An 18,335-nucleotide genomic window follows, 5' to 3' on the forward strand; every position below is an offset into this window, starting at 1 on the left:
CACCGGTATCCGGAGCCTCATGCATTTTTCACACACCGGCATCCAGAATCCCGTATATTTTTTTCAGATCCATGTTTCTGCGAAGCTCCTCCGCCAGAATATCATACTGACTTTCCTTGAAGGTCTGATAATCCACTCCCGTCATATCCGAGGTGTCCATCCCCTTCCTTTGTCCCAGAGCCTCCACAATTCTGTCGGCTACCATTTCCCGGTCGAAGACGCTATGGACATAGGTCCCATATACGTTTCCCTGCTGAGCGCCGTCCTGTTTTTCGGCCGCGCCCTCCACATTCGTATCCCGGATATGCACCGTCGGCACTGCATTCTCGTTCAGAGTGCTGACACCCATATGGATCTCATATCCCTCGATTGCCGTCCCGGACAGGTTTTTCAGAGCACCCTGCAGCTGTCCGAAGTTTCCTTCCACCCGGGTGCGGGTTTTTTCTCCCGCAAAAACAGTGTGCATCGGAAGCAGGCCCATTCCCTTGATGGAACCGCCGTTCTCAACGCCCAGAGGGTCGGAGAGCGTCTCCCCGAGCATCTGATATCCGCCGCAGACGCCGAAAATCACGGTGCCCTCCGAAGCCGCCTTCAGGACAGCCGCCTCCAGACCGTTCTGTCTCATCCAGAGAAGATCTTCCATGGTATTTTTGGTGCCGGGAAGAATGATCATATCAGGATTCTTCAGCTCCGACACCCGATCCACATAACGAAGAGAGACACCCTCCATCTTCTCAAATGGATTGAAATCCGTGAAATTTGAGATCCGGGGCGTGCGGATGACCGCAATGTCAATCGCGGCGACGGTCTGACTGCCCGAAAAGCGCTCGGTGAGGCTGTCCTCATCCTCCACCTCGATGTGAAGGTAGGGCGCGACACCGACAACCGGAATCCCGGATCTCTCTTCCAGCATCCGGATCCCCGGATCCAGAATGGTCCGGTCTCCCCGGAACTTGTTGATCACAAGTCCCTTCACCATCTTCCTTTCGTCCTCTTCCAGGAGCTCAACCGTTCCGATCAGCTGCGCAAAAACGCCGCCCCGGTCGATATCACCGACCAGAAGAACCGGCGCACCGGCGATTTTCGCCATTCCCATGTTCACGAAGCAGTCCGCGTCCTTCAGATTGATTTCTGCCGGGCTTCCGGCGCCCTCAATCACGATAATATCGTTCTCCGCGGCGAGAGACTCATATGCCTTTCTGACCTCCGGGATCAGGTTCGGCTTATAGCTGAAATATTCCCGGGCATCCATGTTCCCCAGGACCTCCCCGTTTACAATGACCTGGGAGCCGGTGTCATTCGTGGGCTTGAGGAGAATCGGGTTCATCCGCACATCCGGCTCCACACCGGCGCACTCCGCCTGCATCACCTGCGCCCGTCCCATCTCCAGGCCCTGGCGCGTGATAAAGGAATTCAGCGCCATATTCTGCGCCTTGAACGGCGCTACCCTGTATCCGTCCTGTCTGAAAATACGGCACAGTCCCGCGGCGATCAGGCTCTTCCCGGCGTTTGACATTGTACCCTGAATCATTATTGCTTTTGCCATAATCAAAACCTCTTATCTGATGTCTCTGTATCCCTGCGTTCAATCATCCGCCGGGTCATTCCAAGTGCTTCAATCAGCCTTTCGTTGTCCGGATGCAGCCGTACTGCAACGCGGTAATACCCGTTTCCAAGATTGTGATAGTTGGAGCAGTCCCGGATCATAATCCCGTACGGCAGAAGCTTTTCGGAAAGCCCTTCCTCTCCCTTGAAGAAGATGTAATTCGCGCAGGAATCAAATACCTGAAATCCGAGCTCTTTCAACGACCTTTTCAGATAGATCCGCTCCCTGCGCACAACGACTCTTGCCTTCTCCACGTATTCCTCCTCGTGAAGCGCTGCCGTTCCCGCCTTCTGTGCCGGAATCGAGACATTCCATGGCTGCACCGCCGAACGCATCCGGGACAGAAGATCCTCATCCGACGTCATCCCATACCCGAGCCGAAGACCGGCCATCGCGTACCGCTTGGTAAACGCCTTCAGAATAAAGATTTCCGGCTCCTCCTCCAGATACCCCCTGACTGTCAGACGCTCCGGATTATCACAAAAATCCTGGAAGCATTCATCCACAAAAAGCCTCACGCCCCTTGCCCGGCAGGTTCGGATAATCTCCCGCATCAGCTCCGGATCAACAGGAATGCCGGTCGGATTGTTCGGATTACAGAGAAAGGCAACGTCCAGATCCTCGGTAATCGCTTCCGTGAAATCCCGCGTCAAACGGTAACCATCGGACTCCCGCAGAGCATAGAGCCGCACCGCGCATCCGGTGCTTTTCAGTGCCTGCTCATATTCCGCAAAGGTCGGGGCAAGGATGAGTGCCTGTTTCGGCCGCTGCGCCCAGGCATACGCAAAAATCACCTCTGCCGCACCGTTTCCGCAGAACAGATACTCCTCTGGCACCTTCTCGTATGCAGACAAGGCACGGATCAGCTCCTCCTGCCGCACATCGGGGTAATGGCAGATCTCTGTCATGCTCTCCTGTGCCTCGCGGATCACGCGCTCCGGTGTCCCAAGCGGATTCATATTTGATGAAAAATCAATGACGCCGGGATGCCGGTAGACATCCCCGCCATGTACTGTCTTAACCATTCCTTCACCTCTCCCGCCGGCACAGAAATCACCACCTGTGCCAAGCTCCGACTGTCCGGCCATTCCTTTCCGGCGAATCACAGCTGTGCTGAAATCACCGCCTGCGCCGGGTCCCGACTGTCCGGCCATTCCTTTCCGGCAAATCACACCAGAACAAGAATCAGCACCCGCACCGCTGCTGACAGAAAGAAGGCAAGCACGGCAGTTCCGTACATGATCCGATTGGCGCGGGGAATATCCTCCGGCACAATCTCGCGGATCGGGTCACCGATATATGGTTTCCGGTGCAATTCCCCGAAGTACCACGCATCTCCCGCAAGCCGGATATCCAGCGCGCCGGCCATCGCTGCCTCGGTGTGCGCCGAATTCGGGCTGGCATGCTTCCGCCGGTCGCGCTTAAAAATCTTCATGGCATTTTTTCCGTCATTTCCGCAGATCTGCGCGGCAAGCACCATGAGCAGGCCGGAAATTCTCGCCGGAATGAAGTTCAGAACATCATCCAGCCTTGCCGCGAAGGTCCCAAACCACCGATACCGGTCATTGACGTATCCGATCATGGAATCCATCGTATTAACGGACTTGTAGAAGAATCCCCCCGCAGCTCCTCCGATCATCAGAAAAATCAGAGGCGCCACAACACCGTCAGAGGCGTTTTCCGCGACAGTCTCGACCGCCGCCTTTGTGACTCCTGTCATATCCAGTTTTTCCGTATCCCTCCCCACAATCATGGAGACTGCCTTTCTGGCCTTTCCAAGATCTCCGGTCTTCACCTCACGGTAGACCTTCATGCTCTCATCCCGGAGCGATCTCGCCGCCAGAATCTGATCACACCAGAACGTCTCGACAGCAAAGCCAAGCCAGAAATTGACGTGATAGAAAAGTTTCAGAAGAACCACGGGAATCAGAGTGCTCACCGCCATGACACAGAGCGCGGTCAGAACGCCTGCTGTCCGCTCTCCTGTTTTTCCGGAAGGGAAAATCTTCCGGAAGAGCTTTTCAAAAAAGGTAATAAACTTTCCGATAAGCTGAACCGGATGGTACAGACCGTGCGGATCGCCGAACACAAGGTCCAGAATTCCGCCAAGCAGTACCGCCGGAACGATATGGTCAAAGGTTTCTATTAGCATGATACTCTGCACACCTCTCGATAAATGCCTCAGCTGTCCCCGGGTTCGCGTAGAAATACAGATGCGGGAACCCTGCATAAAGGGTATCCGTGCTTCTGACGCAGCGCCAGGAGCGGTTTCCGACCGGTTTCCGCGCGAGGAACGTACTGCCGGGGTCCTCCGATTCGTAGTAATGGAATTCGTGGGACCGGATCTCTCCGACATCCCTTCCGAACATGGTTCCTCCTGTTAGCGTCAGATAGCCGAACCGCGTCAGACGTCCGGTATAGTACGCACTCTCCGGAAAAACACCCGCCATCGGCCATACATTACCCTCCAGGTCGGTCAGCTGCCTGTGCAGGTAGAGAAATCCCCCGCATTCCGCCAGTGTGGGGAGTCCCCCTGTCACAGCTCTGCGGACAGACTCCCGCATCGAAGCATTCTCTCCCAGCTCTTTTCCGTAAAGCTCTGGGTATCCGCCGTGGAGCATCAGACCATCCAGATTATCGGGAAGGCAGGCATCGTGAATCGGAGAAAAAGGAACCAGTTCAGCGCCCATCTCCCTCAAAAGATCCAGATTGTCCGCATAGAAAAAACAGAAGGCTTCATCCCTTGCAAGCCCGATCCTGACCTTTCCACTTCTGCATTCTTTCCCGCTCTGCTCTGCCGCGCCGCAATCCGGGGTACTGTACTTTTCAGGATTACTTTTCTGCACGGTCAGTGCCGGGGCGCTCCCGGCAATTTCAAGGATCTGACTCAGATCCAGCGTCCCGTCCAGTACGTCTGCCAGCCTGTCCAGCCTGTCCTGAAAAGAGGCAATCTCATCCGGCATCAGAAGTCCCAGATGCCGGCTCTCCAGCGCGCAGTCCTTTACGACCGGCACATAGCCGACAACGGGTATTCCGACCTCCCTCTCGATCATTTCTTTCATCCTGGGATAGAGTCCCGCGGAAACACGGTTTAATATCAACCCCCGGATACAGCGCTTTTCCTGAAAATCCAGAAAGCCCCGGATCAGAGGAAGCACGGAACGGCTGACTCCCTTTGCGGGAACAATCAGAAGAACCGGCGTGTCCGTGACAGAGGCCAGATCACTTGCCCCTGCTCTCGAACTGTCAATTCCCATCCCGTCAAAATATCCCATTACCCCTTCCAGAACCGCCAGATCCGCGTCCTTTGCGTTCCGCGCCAGAAGTCCCCTTGTTGTATCCGGGTCCGTGAAAAAAGTATCCAGATTCCGGCTTCTCGTGCCGAGAACCTTCGTATGAAACATTGGGTCGATGAAATCCGGTCCGCATTTAAAAGAAGCCGGCTTCAATCCCTTTTTCTTCAGAAGATTCAGCAATCCGCAGGTGATCAGCGTCTTGCCGCTGCCGCTGGAAGGCGCCGCGATCATGATCCGGCTGATTCTGATCTTCTCATAATTATCCGTGTCTGCTTTTGCAATTTCCGTACGTACCCGATTATCATCCATATGTACTGTATCATTTTTTATATGTGCCGTATTGTTTCCCATATGTACCGTATTCTTTTCCACATGAACCGTATTTTTTCAAGTGAACCGTGTTTTTCCCAAGTGAACCGTGTTTTTCCAAGTGAACCGTCTTATTTTTCACATCAGCAACGACTTCTCAGCTTTCCTCGTCGAACTTCTCGCCGTCAACTCCGGTGTGGACGAGAGCTCTCTCCAGTTCATTCTCCGATTCTTTCGCCTCAGCGCCTTCCGCTGTGATCACGTACACCGGATTCTGCCCCATCATCATGTGATAGGGCCCCGCCTTCTTCGACTTTGCAACCGTGATGCAGGCGATGTCCGGCTCACCAAACGGAAGCTTTTTCAGAATTTCCAGTGCCTGAGAGACTGTCTCAAGCGTGATGGCATTGATTACGATGCGGATCCTCGGATTCTTGTCCAGAAGAGTCCGGAGAATCTCCTCCATATTTCCGCCGGTGCCGCCGAGAAAGGCATGCGTCGGTACCGGAAGGTCCTTCAGTGCCTCCGGCGCCAGCCCCTCCACGATCTCCATATTGTCCACGCGGAACTTCAGCTTGTTCGAATAGAGAAGCCGGACCGCCGCGGGGTTCTTCTCGATTGCGTAAACCTTTCCGTTCACCGCCCTCAGTGCCGCTTCAACCGAGCACGAACCGCTGCCGGCACCGATATCGTATACGACTGACCGATCCGTCAGCCGGAGCTTTCCGATCGAAACGATGCGTACCTCTTCCTTCGTCATGGGAACCTTGTCCCGCAGGAAATCCTCGTCCGGCACCCCGCTCGTCACGACAGGATTCACGTTCGGATTTTCCACCAGAATCACACTGAGGGCGGATGACTCATAATCCGCAAAATCGACCGGACGCCCCGAAAGAATTTTCTCCTCCGGATATCCGAGATTCTCACCAATATGTACCGTCACCTCATTCATGTCATAAGTGATCAGCTTCCGGCAGATCTCCGCCGCCTGATCCTTCGTGCCAAGGATGGAAAAAACCTTTCCGTTCCGGCAGATCTCGCCGATAAGGTTGCAGTGCATGCCGTGCATGCTTGTCAGCCGCACATCCTCCCAGGCGATTCGGAGCTGACTGCAGAAATAGACAACCGATGAGATGCCCGGCATAACGCGAATCGAATTCTTCGGATTGTTCCGTGTGCCGAGCGCCGCGTACAATTTTTTTGCTCCGCTGAAAAATCCGACATCGCCGGACATCAGAACGGAGATCCTCGAAGCATTTGGATGCGCTTCAATCGCCGCGGCGACCCTCGCGGGCAGATATTCCGCGCAGGTCTCCTGCCCTTTTCCCGCGACATCCCGCAGCATCCGCTCCGCCCCGATCAACAGATCTGAAGAACGGATAAAATCCGCCGCCTCCACGGTCAGGCCCTTTTCTGTTCCCATACCAATGCCAATCACGGCAATTTCACTCATAAATTATTCTCCTGTCAAAAAATCCCATCCCCGAAGCATTTCATATCCGACAATCACATGCCCGGCTTTCACGGAACGCATCCTGCGCCGAAGTCAGTTACCTGTCTGACACTCTCGAAACCGGCTTGCACAGAACGCATCCTGCGCCGAACCCGTCTTCTCATTCCAAATCAGCTGGTTTCCTGCCCGATCTTTTCCCGGATCCGTTTTACACAATCCTCCACAGATATGCCCTTCTCCTCAAGGGGTCTGCGTATGATAATCATCCGGCAGCCGCAGGCCTTTGCCGCGCTTTCCTTCTCCGGGAAGCCGCCCTCTCTTCCGGTATCCTTTGTAACCAGGTATTTCGCCTTCGTCTGATGGATCAGGGCGATATTCATCTCCTCGGAGAACGGTCCCTGCATGCAGATCAGGTTTCTTCCCTGAAAGCCGAGATCCGCGCATGAAGCCACCACAGAAGGAAGAGAGAGCACCCTGGCAAAGAGACGCTCCCGATAATCCGGAACCGAGGTGAAAACCCTCAGCTCCTTGCTTCCGGTCGTGAGGAGCACGTTTCCTTCTGTCCCCGCGAGCCATGCGGCAGCCTCCTCTGTGCTTCCGACCACAATATTTCCGTCAGGAAGCTCATAGAAAGAATCCGGCGCCATCTGCTCTCCGACCGTCCCTCCTGCGCCCTCAGCCGCACGAGCCGCCGGAGCAAAACCTGCCTGTGCCGCCTGCTCTCCGACCGTCCTTCCTGCGTCCTCAGCCGCACGGTCCGCCGGAGCATGGCCGTCCGGCGTCTCCTCCTGCATGGTCGTCCCGCGGAGCACGCGGATATATTCCCTTCCCGCTTCTGCACAGGCCTTCCGGATATTCTCCGTCACAGCCGCTGCATACGGATGGGTGGCATCTATGATGACGGCATCCTCTGTCGTGTTCTCGCGGATCTCACGGACCATATCCACTTCCGTCAGCCTTCCGCTGTGGACATCCAGATTTTCCCCCGGAGAGATCAGACTTTTCCCGTACTCCGTCGCGGTAAAGCAGCAGATCTGTATTTTTCTCCGGCCGTTCCGTTCCCCGATCTCCTTCAGACGATCCGCCAGGACGCGGCCCTCTGTCGTTCCGGCAAACAAGAATACATCATACATTCCGATATCCTCTCGGCGTCACCATATGTCCGTTGACGATTTTTGTCTGGGAGTTTCCGATGAAAACCGTCGTAAACATGTTGACCGGCGTATCCCGAAGCTCGCGGAGCGTCAAAATCTTCATCGACTCTCCCTCCCTGCCGATATTTTCCACAATCCCGCACACATTGTCATCCTTCCGGTACTGCAGCAGTATGTCACAGGCCTTCTGGAGATAGTCGGATCTCTTCCGGCTCTGCGGGTTGTAAATCACGATCGCAAAATCCGCCTCACCGGCCGCTGCCAGACGCTTCTCGATCTTTTCGATCGGCGTCAGAAGATCGGACAGACTGATCAGACAGAAATCATGAATCAGAGGAGCTCCAAGCACCGCGGCTCCTCCGAGAGCAGCCGTAACGCCCGGAATAATTCGGAGAGATACCTCCGGGTAACGCTCCCCGACCTCATACATCAGCCCTGCCATTCCGTAAACTCCTGCGTCTCCGCTGCAGATCATGGACACCTTCTTGTCCTTTTCCGCCTCCTCAAAGGCCAGGACGCAGCGGTCCACTTCCTTGCGCATCGGGGTCGACAGAAATTCCTTCCCCGGAAGATGATCTCTGACCAGATCGATATACACGGTATAGCCGATGATCGTGTCGCTGTTTTGCAAAGCCTCCGCGGCTTCCACTGTCATTTTTTCCCAGGCACCCGGTCCGATACCCACTACATTTATCTGTTTCATAAATAGAATCCTTTCGTTTTCTGCAGGCGGGAATCCGCTGCCTTTCGATTGCGGGCAGCTGACAGATTCCCTCCGGGCGGATCAAACCGCCCTCTCCGCTTTCATCGTATATGTGCATCTGCTGCCGTCCGGCATTAAGCTTCCGATTCAATGCTGTCCGGCATTGAGCTTTCGGTTCAATGCTGTCCAGCGCCAAGCTTCCGGTTCAATACTACTCTGCTACCCGACCTTGATCTTCCGGTTCAGCAGCGCGACCGCTACCGTAACCCCGTCCTCAGCGACCTTACGGATGATCAGATCCCCGCCGCCGTCACAGACCGCGCTTCGCTCGCACACATTATCGGTGCCCGTTGTTTTTCTCACGAAGTCTGATTTTGTGAAACTGCCCTCTGCCATGTTCAGCTCATCAGCGGAGAAGGTATGCAGCGGCACTCCCAGGGATTTGCAGTACTCGACCAGCCCCGGCTCGTCCCTCTTCAGATCGATGCTCGCCACCGAGGCGATGGCTTCCGGGTAGAGGCTGTACTGCCGCAGGGTATCATCCACCAGCTTCCGGATCACCGAAGCTGGTGTTCCCCTCTTGCATCCGATTCCGAGGGCAAGGCACTTCGGAATCAGCCAGAGCGTGTGATCAAAATACTGCCGGTTGTATGAGGGACTGATGTAGATTCCCAGAGAAGTTCCCTCCTCCTCATTCTCCGCGCTCAGCGCTCTCGCCGTATCCAGCTTGTCAGACCAGTAAATACCCTCGGGCAGATCTCCCTCCACCGGGAAATGTGTGTAAAATCCCACCGGCTCGCCGGCGAGAAGGGCAGCCGAAACCTCCTTGGCGTAGGTCATATTTGAGATCACCATGTCATTCCGGTCGGCATAGACATCGACCGCGAACTTGTGGCTCACATCGGTCGCCGTCGTGATGACCGGAACACTTCCCAGTCCCGCCGAAAGGTTCTCCACCATTTCATTTGCCCCGCCGATGTGCCCGGACAGCAGAGAGATGCAGAACTTTCCTCTCTCGTCTACCACAATGACCGCCGGATCCGTGCGCTTATCCCGAACGTACGGCGCGATCGCGCGAACCGCGATGCCCGCCGCTCCTACAAAAATGAGGGTGTCGCAGGTGTGAAAGCACTTACCGGCCCACTCCTGAACCGGGACACTCAGCTCCCGGAAACCTGTGCCGGCCAAATACTTGCCCTTCCCATACCACTCGATCTCCACATCGTCTGCATCCCCGGCCGCAAATGATCCACGCAGAATCCGGATGATTCGTTTCGATACTTCACTTCCCGATTTTGTAAAACATATTCCTGCAATCTTCATATAAAAGCCCCTGCTCTCTGTTGTGCCCCCGCATTCCGTATGTTCCAGATCCTTCCATATGTTTCTAAGCCAAGCCGCTCTTGGCGTCCGCGCCTTCCTCTCAGGATTTTTTTCCGGAGGAAGCCTCTCTGAATTCCGTCGTAAATTCCGGGTCATAGAGCTTTGACCGGTCGTAGTGGGAATGTGTGACCACATCTCCAATAATCATCAGCGCTGTCTTCGTCACATGATTTTCTCGCGCCGTCTCAGCCAGAGTCCCGACGGTACAGATATACGCCCGTTCATCCGGCCAGGTTGCGCGGTACACGATTGCCGCAGGTGTATCTGCGGTATATCCGCCCTCGATCAGACGCTTCGAAAGCTCCTCCAGCATGCCTGTACTCAGAAATACAACCATTGTCGCGTGATGCGCGGCAAAGGACTGAATGCTTTCCTTCTCCGGTACCGGCGTCCGTCCTTCCATTCTCGTGATGATCACACTCTGAGAGACGTCAGGAAGAGTGTACTCCAGATTCAGTGCCGAGGCTGCTCCGCAGAAGGAGCTCACGCCCGGTGTATAATCATACGCAATGCCCTTCTCGTCGAGTACGTCCATCTGCTCCCGGATCGCCCCGTACAGACATGGATCGCCGGTATGGAGACGGACTGTCATAAAACCTCTTTTCTCTGCCTCAAAGATGACATCCAGCACCTCTTCCAGCGTCATCTTCGCGGAATTCCAGATTTTGCAGTTTTTCTTCGCGTACTGCAGAAGCTCCGGATTCACCAGCGAACCCGCGTAGATGATCACATCCGCCTTCTCCAGATACTCTTTTCCGCGGACTGTAATCAGATCCGCGGCACCGGAACCGGCGCCTACAAAATGTACCATTCTTTTTTCCTCCTGTCGCGTCCCCGATGCGGAACGCTGTCTTCAATTTTCTCCGTTGCGTCCCCGATGCGGAACGCTGTCTTCACTTCTTATATACAATACAATGCCCGCCGCTTCTCCGGATCATCCGGAGGCAGCAAAAACCGGTTGTTCAAAGTACAAAATTCTTCAGCCCTGTCTTCTCAGCTTCTCCACCAGATCCGGCACGTTCTCCGTCCCTCCGAGCATTCCGAAGACATTCGAGAAGATCACGGCGCCGGTTTCGATTCTTCCCTGCACTCTGGCATTCAGATAAAAGCCGATCCGTTCGGTGATACGCTTCATCGCCGCGTCAAAGAGTCCGTCGCCGCCCTCCTGTTTCAGGATCTTCAGCGCATCCTCCGTCGTATTGGTGGAGAGAACCTCTCTCGCCAGATCCGCGCCGCCTCCGGCGCGCAGCACCGCTGCGGCAATCAGCTCTGCCCGGCAATCCGCCTCATGAGAATGCGTGTTCATGATTCCTCCGGAAACTTTGATAAATTTTCCGATATGGGAGATAAAAAGGATGCCCTTTACTCCCAGATCCACCGCCATGTCCAGCGTCTCGCCGACGAAATTGCTGCATTTCATCTCGTGCGTGCGAACCAGGTCCGGCATCTCCGAAGCAAACTTCTCGCCGAAATTTCCCGGGGTAATGACAAGATATTCTCCGCCGTTCTCCCGGCGCATCTTCATCTCCACCCGGATCGTATCGATCAGAGCCTTTTCACTCATCGGCATGACGATGCCGCTGGTGCCGAGCACGGAGATTCCCCCGACAATACCGAGCCTCGGATTAAATGTCTTCTCCGCGATCCTCTGTCCCTCCGGGATCCGGATGATCACGGAAATTCCTCCCGTGTAACCCTGTTCTCTGCAGACCTCCAGAACGCCCTTTGTGATCATTTCCCTGGGAACATGATTGATCGCCGCGTTTCCGACCGGCTGATCAAGGCCCGGCTTCGTCACCCGGCCGACTCCTTCGCCGCCGTCAATGGTCACGCCGGCCTCCCCGGTACAAGAAACCTCCGCATAGATCAGGGCTCCGTTCGTCGCATCAATATCATCTCCGCCGTCCTTTCGGACCGCGCAGCACACCTTTACGGGAATTCCGCTCTCATCTCTCTGGATATGGATATCCTCGACCGGGAGATGCAGCCGGATCCCCTTCGGCGTATCCAGAACGATTTCCTCGGTCTCCACTCCGGTCAGGAGCGTTCTCGTTCCTGCCTTTGCCGCAGCCGCGGCACAGGAGCCGGTTGTGTATCCCATTCTGAGCTTTTTGTGATCATAGAGCACGAAAGATTCTTCCAGACCTGTCCGGGGTGAATCCTTGCTCTTATCCCTTCCACCGTTTAATTTTTTTTCTTTATCCATTGATGAATCCGTTTCTCTGACTGTGCAAGCCACTCGTCAAGTTCCGGGTCGTCCGGAAAAATATCCTGAAATGCCCGATATTCATCCCGGATGCCCTGTCCGTGCAGAACGCGATAAGCTCCCGCGTCGCTGCCAAGAGCGACCGGAATCCCAAGCTCACGTCCCCTTCGGATATTTTTCCTGAGCCCACTCCAGATCTCTGTCAGAACCGCGTCGGAAAAACGTCCGGAACCGATCAGATTCCGAACCGTCGAGCAGGTCGGTACCCAGACCGCTCCGCTCTCCGCCAGAGCCTCCAGACTTTCCTCGTTCTGAAAATTTCCATGCTCCAGAGAATCCACGCCGGCCTCCGCCGCGTCAATCACCCCTCTGCTTCCGTTTGTGTGACTCATGACCTTCATGCCGGATTCATGGGCGATATGAACCATCTCCCTGACATCCTCCCTTTCGAGTCCCTCCTCCGAAAGACCGTCGGGTGTCTCAAAAGTCATGATTCCCGATGTCATGATTTTGACGAAGTCTCCGCCCTTCTCCTTCACCTCCGAGACGAGCTGCGCGTATTCTCTGAGATTCGAAAAAGGTCTTCCGACCACCCTGCCGTAATGTCCCTCCCGGAAAATTCCGAAAATCGGCGTGAGATACCGGATTCCGTACTCCGGCGCCAGCTCTCTCGCAAGATCTGACACACCATAGTGATCTCCGCCGTCACGAATAAACGTCACGCCCGCGTCTCTGTATGCCTCAAGTTCTTTTCGGATCACCCCTTCATCCGGATGATCCCGGTGCGCTCTTACCGCGGCATGGTAATCATAACCATTCATAAACAAATGCGCATGACATTCACCGAACATTCCGATCTCCAGAATTTCCTGCTGAAATAGCCGGTTTCCTATACACAGACCTGCAGTCACATAAAATCCGGCCTGCAGTCACACAAAATTCCCCGTTTTCCCGCAAACGAGAATCCTATCAGATACAGCGTCTGACAGAAAGTTGGAGATCGTCCCCCGTTTCCCTGACGGAAAGCAGAAAACCATCTCCGTTTCCTACATGCCATTCAAAATAGCTCTTCCGGGGATACCCGTATTTCTCAAGAACAGCCATGATTGTTCCTCCGTGTACCACCATGGCAGCCCGGATCACCGGATCGCCGGATGTACCGGAAATACTCCGGTCCTGCGCCTCTTCCGATGCTTTGCCGGTTCTCCCGGTTTCGCCGCAGAGATACTCCGATGCCCCGCCGGCTCTCCCGGCTTCGCCGCAAAGATGCTCCGACGCCTCTCGGACAACCCGGTCAAAGGCACGGCAGACTCTCTCCTGAAAGGAGCTCATGGATTCTCCGCCCGGAAAAGGCAGCCTTCCGCCGCTGTCGATCCAGCGCTGATAATCCATGTTTCCGCTCAGCTCCTGATAGTTCTTGTTTTCAAATTCACCGAAATCACACTCCCGGAAATCCGGAACGATCACCGCATCCGATTCCGGAAACAGAATCGCCGCTGTATCCAAACAGCGTCTCATGGGGCTTACAAGGAGTATATCCGGACGATCCATCCGCATCTCTTCCAGCGATTTCCGCTTCACCGAAAGACGCTCCGCCTCAGAAGTAAGCAGCGGCTCATCCGTTGTGCCAATGTACCGGTTCTCCATATTCCCCTTTGTTCTGCCGTGCCGGATCATGACCAGTTCCATCATGCCTTCGTGAATCCTCATGTCTTCATGCCTTTTTCAATTCCCGTACCTTCAGGGGGTCTCGTGCCTCTTCAATGCCCGTTTCTTCAGGAGTTCAACTTCCTTCGAGCCTCGTGATTCCTCATACTTTTTTGATTATGGTCGGTATTCCGCACACGATGCGGATCACCTCATCCGCGCGCGACGCAATTTCCGTACAGATTCTTCCGTCCGTTTCCCTGTATCTGCGGTCGAAGCTGTCCGCCGGAACAATTCCGTAACCCAGTTCATTCGCCACAATGATGATGTCCGGATTACGCGCCATCAGCTCATCCACAAAATTGTCCAGTGTATCTCCATTCTGCAGGCTTCTTCCCACAAACTGGTGAAAATGCATGACGCCCCTGCTGTGATAGATCTCATTTCTGGAGCAGTCCTGTCCGTCCGCCCAATCCTCCGGAGCAATCCCGTACTTTTCCTCCGCATAATGCGTTTTTCCCTGAAATGCACCGCCGATAATAAACTTCATACTATTAACCTCTCAACCATATTCTTCCGATACCGTCGCCGGCCACCGCCAGAATCAGCATCAGGAGCTCCGCGCCTGATACAAAAAATCCCGCAAGGTCTCCTGTCATTCCCCCGAAGTAATGCATGCAGGTCCGATAATAAATCAAAAATGCCAGCACAGAACCGGCAATTACAAAGATGCCGGCAAGCGGGTCGATCAGAATCAGGCAGACGTAAAGTGCCGCAAGATAGACGATCATCACCCGTCGCACCATCCTCTTCCTCGCATGGCTGCCAAAAGCGGCAGCGGTTCCCTTCGGATTCGCATTCGGGAAGGAAACCACGGATATCGCCGAATACGAGCGCGAAACCGCAAACATCAGGCACAGACATGTTGCTGTTTTCCCTGATACCTCCGACGCAAAACCCAGTGCAATCAGAAAGAAGACACAGGCTCCGATTACCGCGAATGCTCCCACATGAGAATCTTTAAGAATGCGAAGGCGTTCCTCTCTGGTTCTCCACGAACTAAGCGCGTCCGTCGTGTCAAGAAACCCGTCGAAATGGATTCCGCCTGTCACCAGAAGCGGTATCGCAACCGCGATCGAGGAACGAAGCAAATCCGAAGCACCGGTCCGTCCGCAAAGCAGAAACCACAGATACTCCAGCAGACCGATCACAAGACCGATCCAGGGAAAAAAACACATAGAATACTTCATGCTTTTTTCCGACCACTCGATATGCGGCATCGGAATCTTGGAATACATCGAGAACGCAACGATAAAGCTTTCAAATAAAGATTTCAATGTACAAAAACCTCTGTGCTTCCTTTATTTCACCGTGAGGGGAATTCCGTAAACCACCTCGGTGACCTTGTCGGCCAGCTCTCCGAGCTCCTGATTCACCAGACCCATGAACTGCTGAAAAACGCGGGTGGCATTGTCATAGTCTACTCCGTCCGAATTGATCTCATTCGTAACGATGATCAGATTTGCGGCAATATCCATCAGATAATTGAAACCGTCCAGCACGGAATTGACCGCGTGGATTCCCGATGCATCCGGCAGAAACATCTCATTCGCCACAAGGTTTCCAACATCCTCCAGCAGAATATTCGAATTCTCCGGAATTACGGCAGCGGACAGATTCGTCGGACATTCAATCGTCTCAAAATTCATCGGTGCTCTGCGGTCACGGTGCTTCTGTATGCGCTGCGAATTCTCCGGGTCAACGCCCGGAAACATCGTCGCGACATAGATTCTTCTGCCCTCGCCAAGCTCCAGAATCTTCTGCTCCGCATAGGCGGATTTTCCGCTCCCGGCACCGCCGGTAATTAAATGGATCATTTCAACTCCTTATATGCTTCAATATCATCCTCCGCGAAGGTTGACATCCGGTCATACACCTCAAGAGCCATGTCCAGCACCGGGAACAGAACAACCGCTCCGGTTCCCTCTCCCAGACACATATCCGCGTGCAGCACAGGATCCTTTCCGAGTGTCCTCATCATCAGATCCGCCGCCGGCTCATGAGACATATGTGAAGCGATCATGTAATCCTTTGAGAGCGGACAGATCTCAGAAGCAACAAGCGCGGCGACACCGGAGATAAAACCGTCGATCACCACGGGTATTCCTTCCGCCGCCCCGCCGAGAAAAACGCCTGCCATTCCCGCGATATCCAGACCGCCGATCTTTGCGAGGACATCCACCGGGTCCGATGGATCTGGCTGATTCACTTCGATCGCCCTGCGGATCGCGTGGATCTTGCGCTGTAATCCTTCCGACGTGAGCCCAGCTCCCCTGCCGGTCATCTTCTCCACAGGCTGCTTCAGAAAGAAGGAGGCAAGAGCGCTGCTCGTCGTGGTGTTGCCGATCCCCATCTCACCGGTTGCGAGAATACGGTAGCCGTCCGCCTTCTTCTCGCGGACGAGGGCGATACCCGTCTCCAGGGCCTTCACCGCTTCTGCGCGCGTCATCGCCGGTCCCTTTGTCATATTCTTCGTTCCGTAGGAAATCTTGCAGTTCCGGACAATCGTGTCCCTCGCGATACCGATGTCGATCGGAAAAATATCAGCTCCCGCCTTACGGCACAGAATTCCCGCCGTCGCCTTTTCCGAAAGGAAGTTCTCCGCAACCTGCGCCGTCACTTCCTGTCCGGTCTGTGTCACGCCCTCCTCCACGACGCCGTTATCGGCGCACATTGTGATCAGGCCCTTTTTGTCAAGCTTCACACGCGAGGTCCGCTGTATGCCGGCGATCTGTATAATCATATCCTCCAGCTTACCCAGACTGTGCAGAGGATGTGCAATCGCATTCCAGCGATTCTGCGTTTCCTCCATGGCGCCCTTATCCGGCGCCTGTATCCGGCTCACCGTCTCCTCGAAGAGGCCGTCATACAGATTCAGTTTTCTCTCTTCACTCATTCCTCATGCCTCTGCAGTCAAAATTTATTATCAGATGCCGAGCATCTTCCGGATAACGTCCTTCATCTCACCGATTTCCGCAACGGTGCTGTGACGGATCGGCGCCGTCTTGATCTCCTCGATCGCTGCCGGAATCTTCACGCCCGATACTTCGTGCAGAGCGTCAAACTGCTCCAGATCCGTCATCGGATCATACTTCGCCGCGTCAATCGCGTGCAGAACATTTCTCGCGAACTTGTACGGGCTCGCCGTGGAGGCGATAACCGTCGGTGTCGTATCACCCGTCTTCTTCTCATAGCGGTCATAGACGGTCGCGGCAACCGCGGTGTGGGGATCAATGACATAATGATCCTTTGTGTAGATCTTGTGAATCGTGGCAAAGACCTCGTCCTCCGCAGCGTATCCGCCCACAAAATCCGACAGCTTAGCCCTCATCTCCGGTGTGATCTCGTACCTGCCGCCATCAGAGAGCGCCTTCATCAGAGAGGCCGTCTTTGCGGCATCCCGGTCTGCGATCAGATAGATCAGCCTCTCCAGGTTGCTGGATACCAGAATATCCATCGATGGAGAAGAAGTCAGAATGAACGGACGGTTCCGGTCATAGATTCCGGTAGAGAAGAAATCAAAGAGAACCTTGTTCTCATTAGACGCACAGATCAGTTTGCCGACCGGCAGCCCGATCTGCTTCGCGTAGTACGCCGCGAGAATATTTCCGAAGTTTCCGGTCGGAACAACGACATTGATCGGATCTCCGGCCTTGATCACTCCGTCGCGGACAAGGGTGGCGTAGGCGTATACATAGTATGCCGCCTGCGGAACCAGACGTCCGATATTGATCGAATTCGCGGAACTGAACTGAATGCCGTGAGAAGCCATCTCCTCATTCATCTCCCGGTCGCCGAAGATCTTCTTCACGCCGGTCTGGGCATCGTCAAAATTCCCCTTGATGGCAACGACATGCGTATTCTCACCCTTCTGGGTCCGCATCTGCCGCTCCTGAACCGGACTCACGCCGCCCTCCGGATAGAACACAATGATCTCCGTGCCGGGAACATCCTGGAATCCCGCCATGGCCGCCTTTCCGGTATCACCGGAGGTAGCCGTCAGGATGCAGATTTTGTTCGTGATATTGTTCTTTCTTGCGGCAGTAGTCATCAGATACGGAAGAATCGAGAGAGCCATGTCCTTGAAAGCAATTGTCTTGCCATGGAAAAGCTCCAGGAAATAAGCACCGTCCGCCTTGTGAAGCGGAGCGATCTCCGGAACATCGAACTTCGAATCATACGCGCTGTCAATGCAGCGGCGAAGCTCCTCCTCCGTGTAATCCGTCAGAAAGAGAGACATCACCTCGTAAGCCAGATCTCTGTAATTCATCTTCGAGAGATCCTCCAGAGAAACCCTCAGTTTTGGAAAACTGTCCGGAACATAAAGGCCTCCGTCGCAGGCAAGTCCGTTCAGAACCGCCCTGGATGCCGGAATATCCTTTTCACCGCCCCTGGTGCTCTTGTAAAGAATCTGCATTTGTTTATTCCTCCTGTCAGATGGCTTCCGCCGTCTCGATAAACTAGGCCTAAAGAAAACAAGCGCGGAACCGGACAAGCGAAACCTGTCCGAAAACGCTA

Annotated in this window: 18 protein-coding genes; all 18 read right to left on the reverse strand. The window is 54.6% G+C overall.

The window, feature by feature from the left end:
- Window positions 1-28: 28 nt before the first annotated feature.
- The 18 genes from ACTQZS_RS02810 to thrC all read right to left on the reverse strand — a co-directional run bounded on the left by ACTQZS_RS02810 (window position 29) and on the right by thrC (window position 18,234).
- Window positions 29-1,546: a cobyric acid synthase gene (locus ACTQZS_RS02810; RefSeq protein ID WP_441474489.1), complete on the reverse strand. Its 1,518-nt coding sequence runs from the start codon at window positions 1,544-1,546 to the stop codon at window positions 29-31.
- A 2-nt stretch (window positions 1,547-1,548) separates the two neighbouring features.
- Window positions 1,549-2,631, reverse strand: a complete 1,083-nt coding sequence (locus ACTQZS_RS02815) for a pyridoxal phosphate-dependent aminotransferase (protein WP_441474490.1) — start codon at window positions 2,629-2,631, stop codon at window positions 1,549-1,551.
- 143 nt (window positions 2,632-2,774) lie between these two features.
- The gene (gene cbiB / locus ACTQZS_RS02820) at window positions 2,775-3,758 is read right to left on the reverse strand and encodes an adenosylcobinamide-phosphate synthase CbiB (RefSeq protein ID WP_441474491.1); all 984 of its coding nucleotides are present in this window, start codon (window positions 3,756-3,758) and stop codon (window positions 2,775-2,777) included.
- Entirely contained in the window at window positions 3,739-5,211 is a 1,473-nt protein-coding gene (locus ACTQZS_RS02825; RefSeq protein ID WP_441474492.1) for a cobyrinate a,c-diamide synthase, read from the reverse strand. The genes cbiB and ACTQZS_RS02825 overlap by 20 nt, the downstream gene beginning before the upstream one ends.
- 10 nt (window positions 5,212-5,221) lie before the next feature.
- Window positions 5,222-5,353 carry a hypothetical protein gene (locus ACTQZS_RS02830; RefSeq protein WP_441474493.1) on the reverse strand — a complete coding sequence of 44 codons (132 nt, stop codon included), beginning with the start codon at window positions 5,351-5,353 and terminating at the stop codon, window positions 5,222-5,224.
- A gap of 15 nt (window positions 5,354-5,368) precedes the next feature.
- Window positions 5,369-6,664: a precorrin-6y C5,15-methyltransferase (decarboxylating) subunit CbiE gene (cbiE, locus tag ACTQZS_RS02835; RefSeq protein ID WP_441474494.1), complete on the reverse strand. Its 1,296-nt coding sequence runs from the start codon at window positions 6,662-6,664 to the stop codon at window positions 5,369-5,371.
- 170 nt (window positions 6,665-6,834) lie between these two features.
- Complete coding sequence (locus ACTQZS_RS02840) at window positions 6,835-7,797, reverse strand: precorrin-6A/cobalt-precorrin-6A reductase (RefSeq protein WP_441474495.1); 963 nt, start codon at window positions 7,795-7,797, stop codon at window positions 6,835-6,837.
- Complete coding sequence (gene cobJ, locus ACTQZS_RS02845; protein ID WP_441100216.1) at window positions 7,790-8,521, reverse strand: precorrin-3B C(17)-methyltransferase; 732 nt, start codon at window positions 8,519-8,521, stop codon at window positions 7,790-7,792. Before cobJ ends, ACTQZS_RS02840 begins: the two co-directional genes overlap by 8 nt.
- Before the next feature lie 219 nt (window positions 8,522-8,740).
- Entirely contained in the window at window positions 8,741-9,844 is a 1,104-nt protein-coding gene (locus tag ACTQZS_RS02850; protein WP_441474496.1) for a cobalt-precorrin 5A hydrolase, read from the reverse strand.
- Between the two features lie 100 nt (window positions 9,845-9,944).
- Window positions 9,945-10,715: a precorrin-4 C(11)-methyltransferase gene (cobM, locus tag ACTQZS_RS02855; RefSeq protein ID WP_441100219.1), complete on the reverse strand. Its 771-nt coding sequence runs from the start codon at window positions 10,713-10,715 to the stop codon at window positions 9,945-9,947.
- A gap of 168 nt (window positions 10,716-10,883) precedes the next feature.
- Window positions 10,884-12,110, reverse strand: coding sequence for a cobalt-precorrin-5B (C(1))-methyltransferase CbiD (gene cbiD, locus ACTQZS_RS02860; RefSeq protein WP_441474497.1), 1,227 nt, complete (start codon window positions 12,108-12,110; stop codon window positions 10,884-10,886).
- Complete coding sequence (locus ACTQZS_RS02865; RefSeq protein WP_441474498.1) at window positions 12,089-13,021, reverse strand: amidohydrolase family protein; 933 nt, start codon at window positions 13,019-13,021, stop codon at window positions 12,089-12,091. Before ACTQZS_RS02865 ends, cbiD begins: the two co-directional genes overlap by 22 nt.
- Window positions 13,022-13,079: 58 nt before the next feature.
- Window positions 13,080-13,820, reverse strand: coding sequence for a histidine phosphatase family protein (locus tag ACTQZS_RS02870; protein WP_441474499.1), 741 nt, complete (start codon window positions 13,818-13,820; stop codon window positions 13,080-13,082).
- Between the two features lie 100 nt (window positions 13,821-13,920).
- Window positions 13,921-14,307, reverse strand: coding sequence for a bifunctional adenosylcobinamide kinase/adenosylcobinamide-phosphate guanylyltransferase (locus tag ACTQZS_RS02875; RefSeq protein WP_441100225.1), 387 nt, complete (start codon window positions 14,305-14,307; stop codon window positions 13,921-13,923).
- A gap of 4 nt (window positions 14,308-14,311) precedes the next feature.
- Window positions 14,312-15,094, reverse strand: a complete 783-nt coding sequence (locus tag ACTQZS_RS02880; RefSeq protein WP_441474500.1) for an adenosylcobinamide-GDP ribazoletransferase — start codon at window positions 15,092-15,094, stop codon at window positions 14,312-14,314.
- A gap of 24 nt (window positions 15,095-15,118) precedes the next feature.
- The gene (locus ACTQZS_RS02885) at window positions 15,119-15,634 is read right to left on the reverse strand and encodes a bifunctional adenosylcobinamide kinase/adenosylcobinamide-phosphate guanylyltransferase (protein ID WP_441474501.1); all 516 of its coding nucleotides are present in this window, start codon (window positions 15,632-15,634) and stop codon (window positions 15,119-15,121) included.
- A complete protein-coding gene (cobT, locus tag ACTQZS_RS02890) occupies window positions 15,631-16,713 on the reverse strand; it encodes a nicotinate-nucleotide--dimethylbenzimidazole phosphoribosyltransferase (protein WP_441474502.1) in 1,083 nt (360 codons plus the stop codon). The genes ACTQZS_RS02885 and cobT overlap by 4 nt, the downstream gene beginning before the upstream one ends.
- A 30-nt stretch (window positions 16,714-16,743) precedes the next feature.
- The gene (gene thrC, locus ACTQZS_RS02895; protein WP_441100231.1) at window positions 16,744-18,234 is read right to left on the reverse strand and encodes a threonine synthase; all 1,491 of its coding nucleotides are present in this window, start codon (window positions 18,232-18,234) and stop codon (window positions 16,744-16,746) included.
- Window positions 18,235-18,335 lie beyond the last annotated feature (101 nt).

The organism is Bilifractor sp. LCP19S3_H10 (assembly GCF_052119185.1).
Classification (GTDB): Bacteria; Bacillota; Clostridia; order Lachnospirales; family Lachnospiraceae; genus Bilifractor.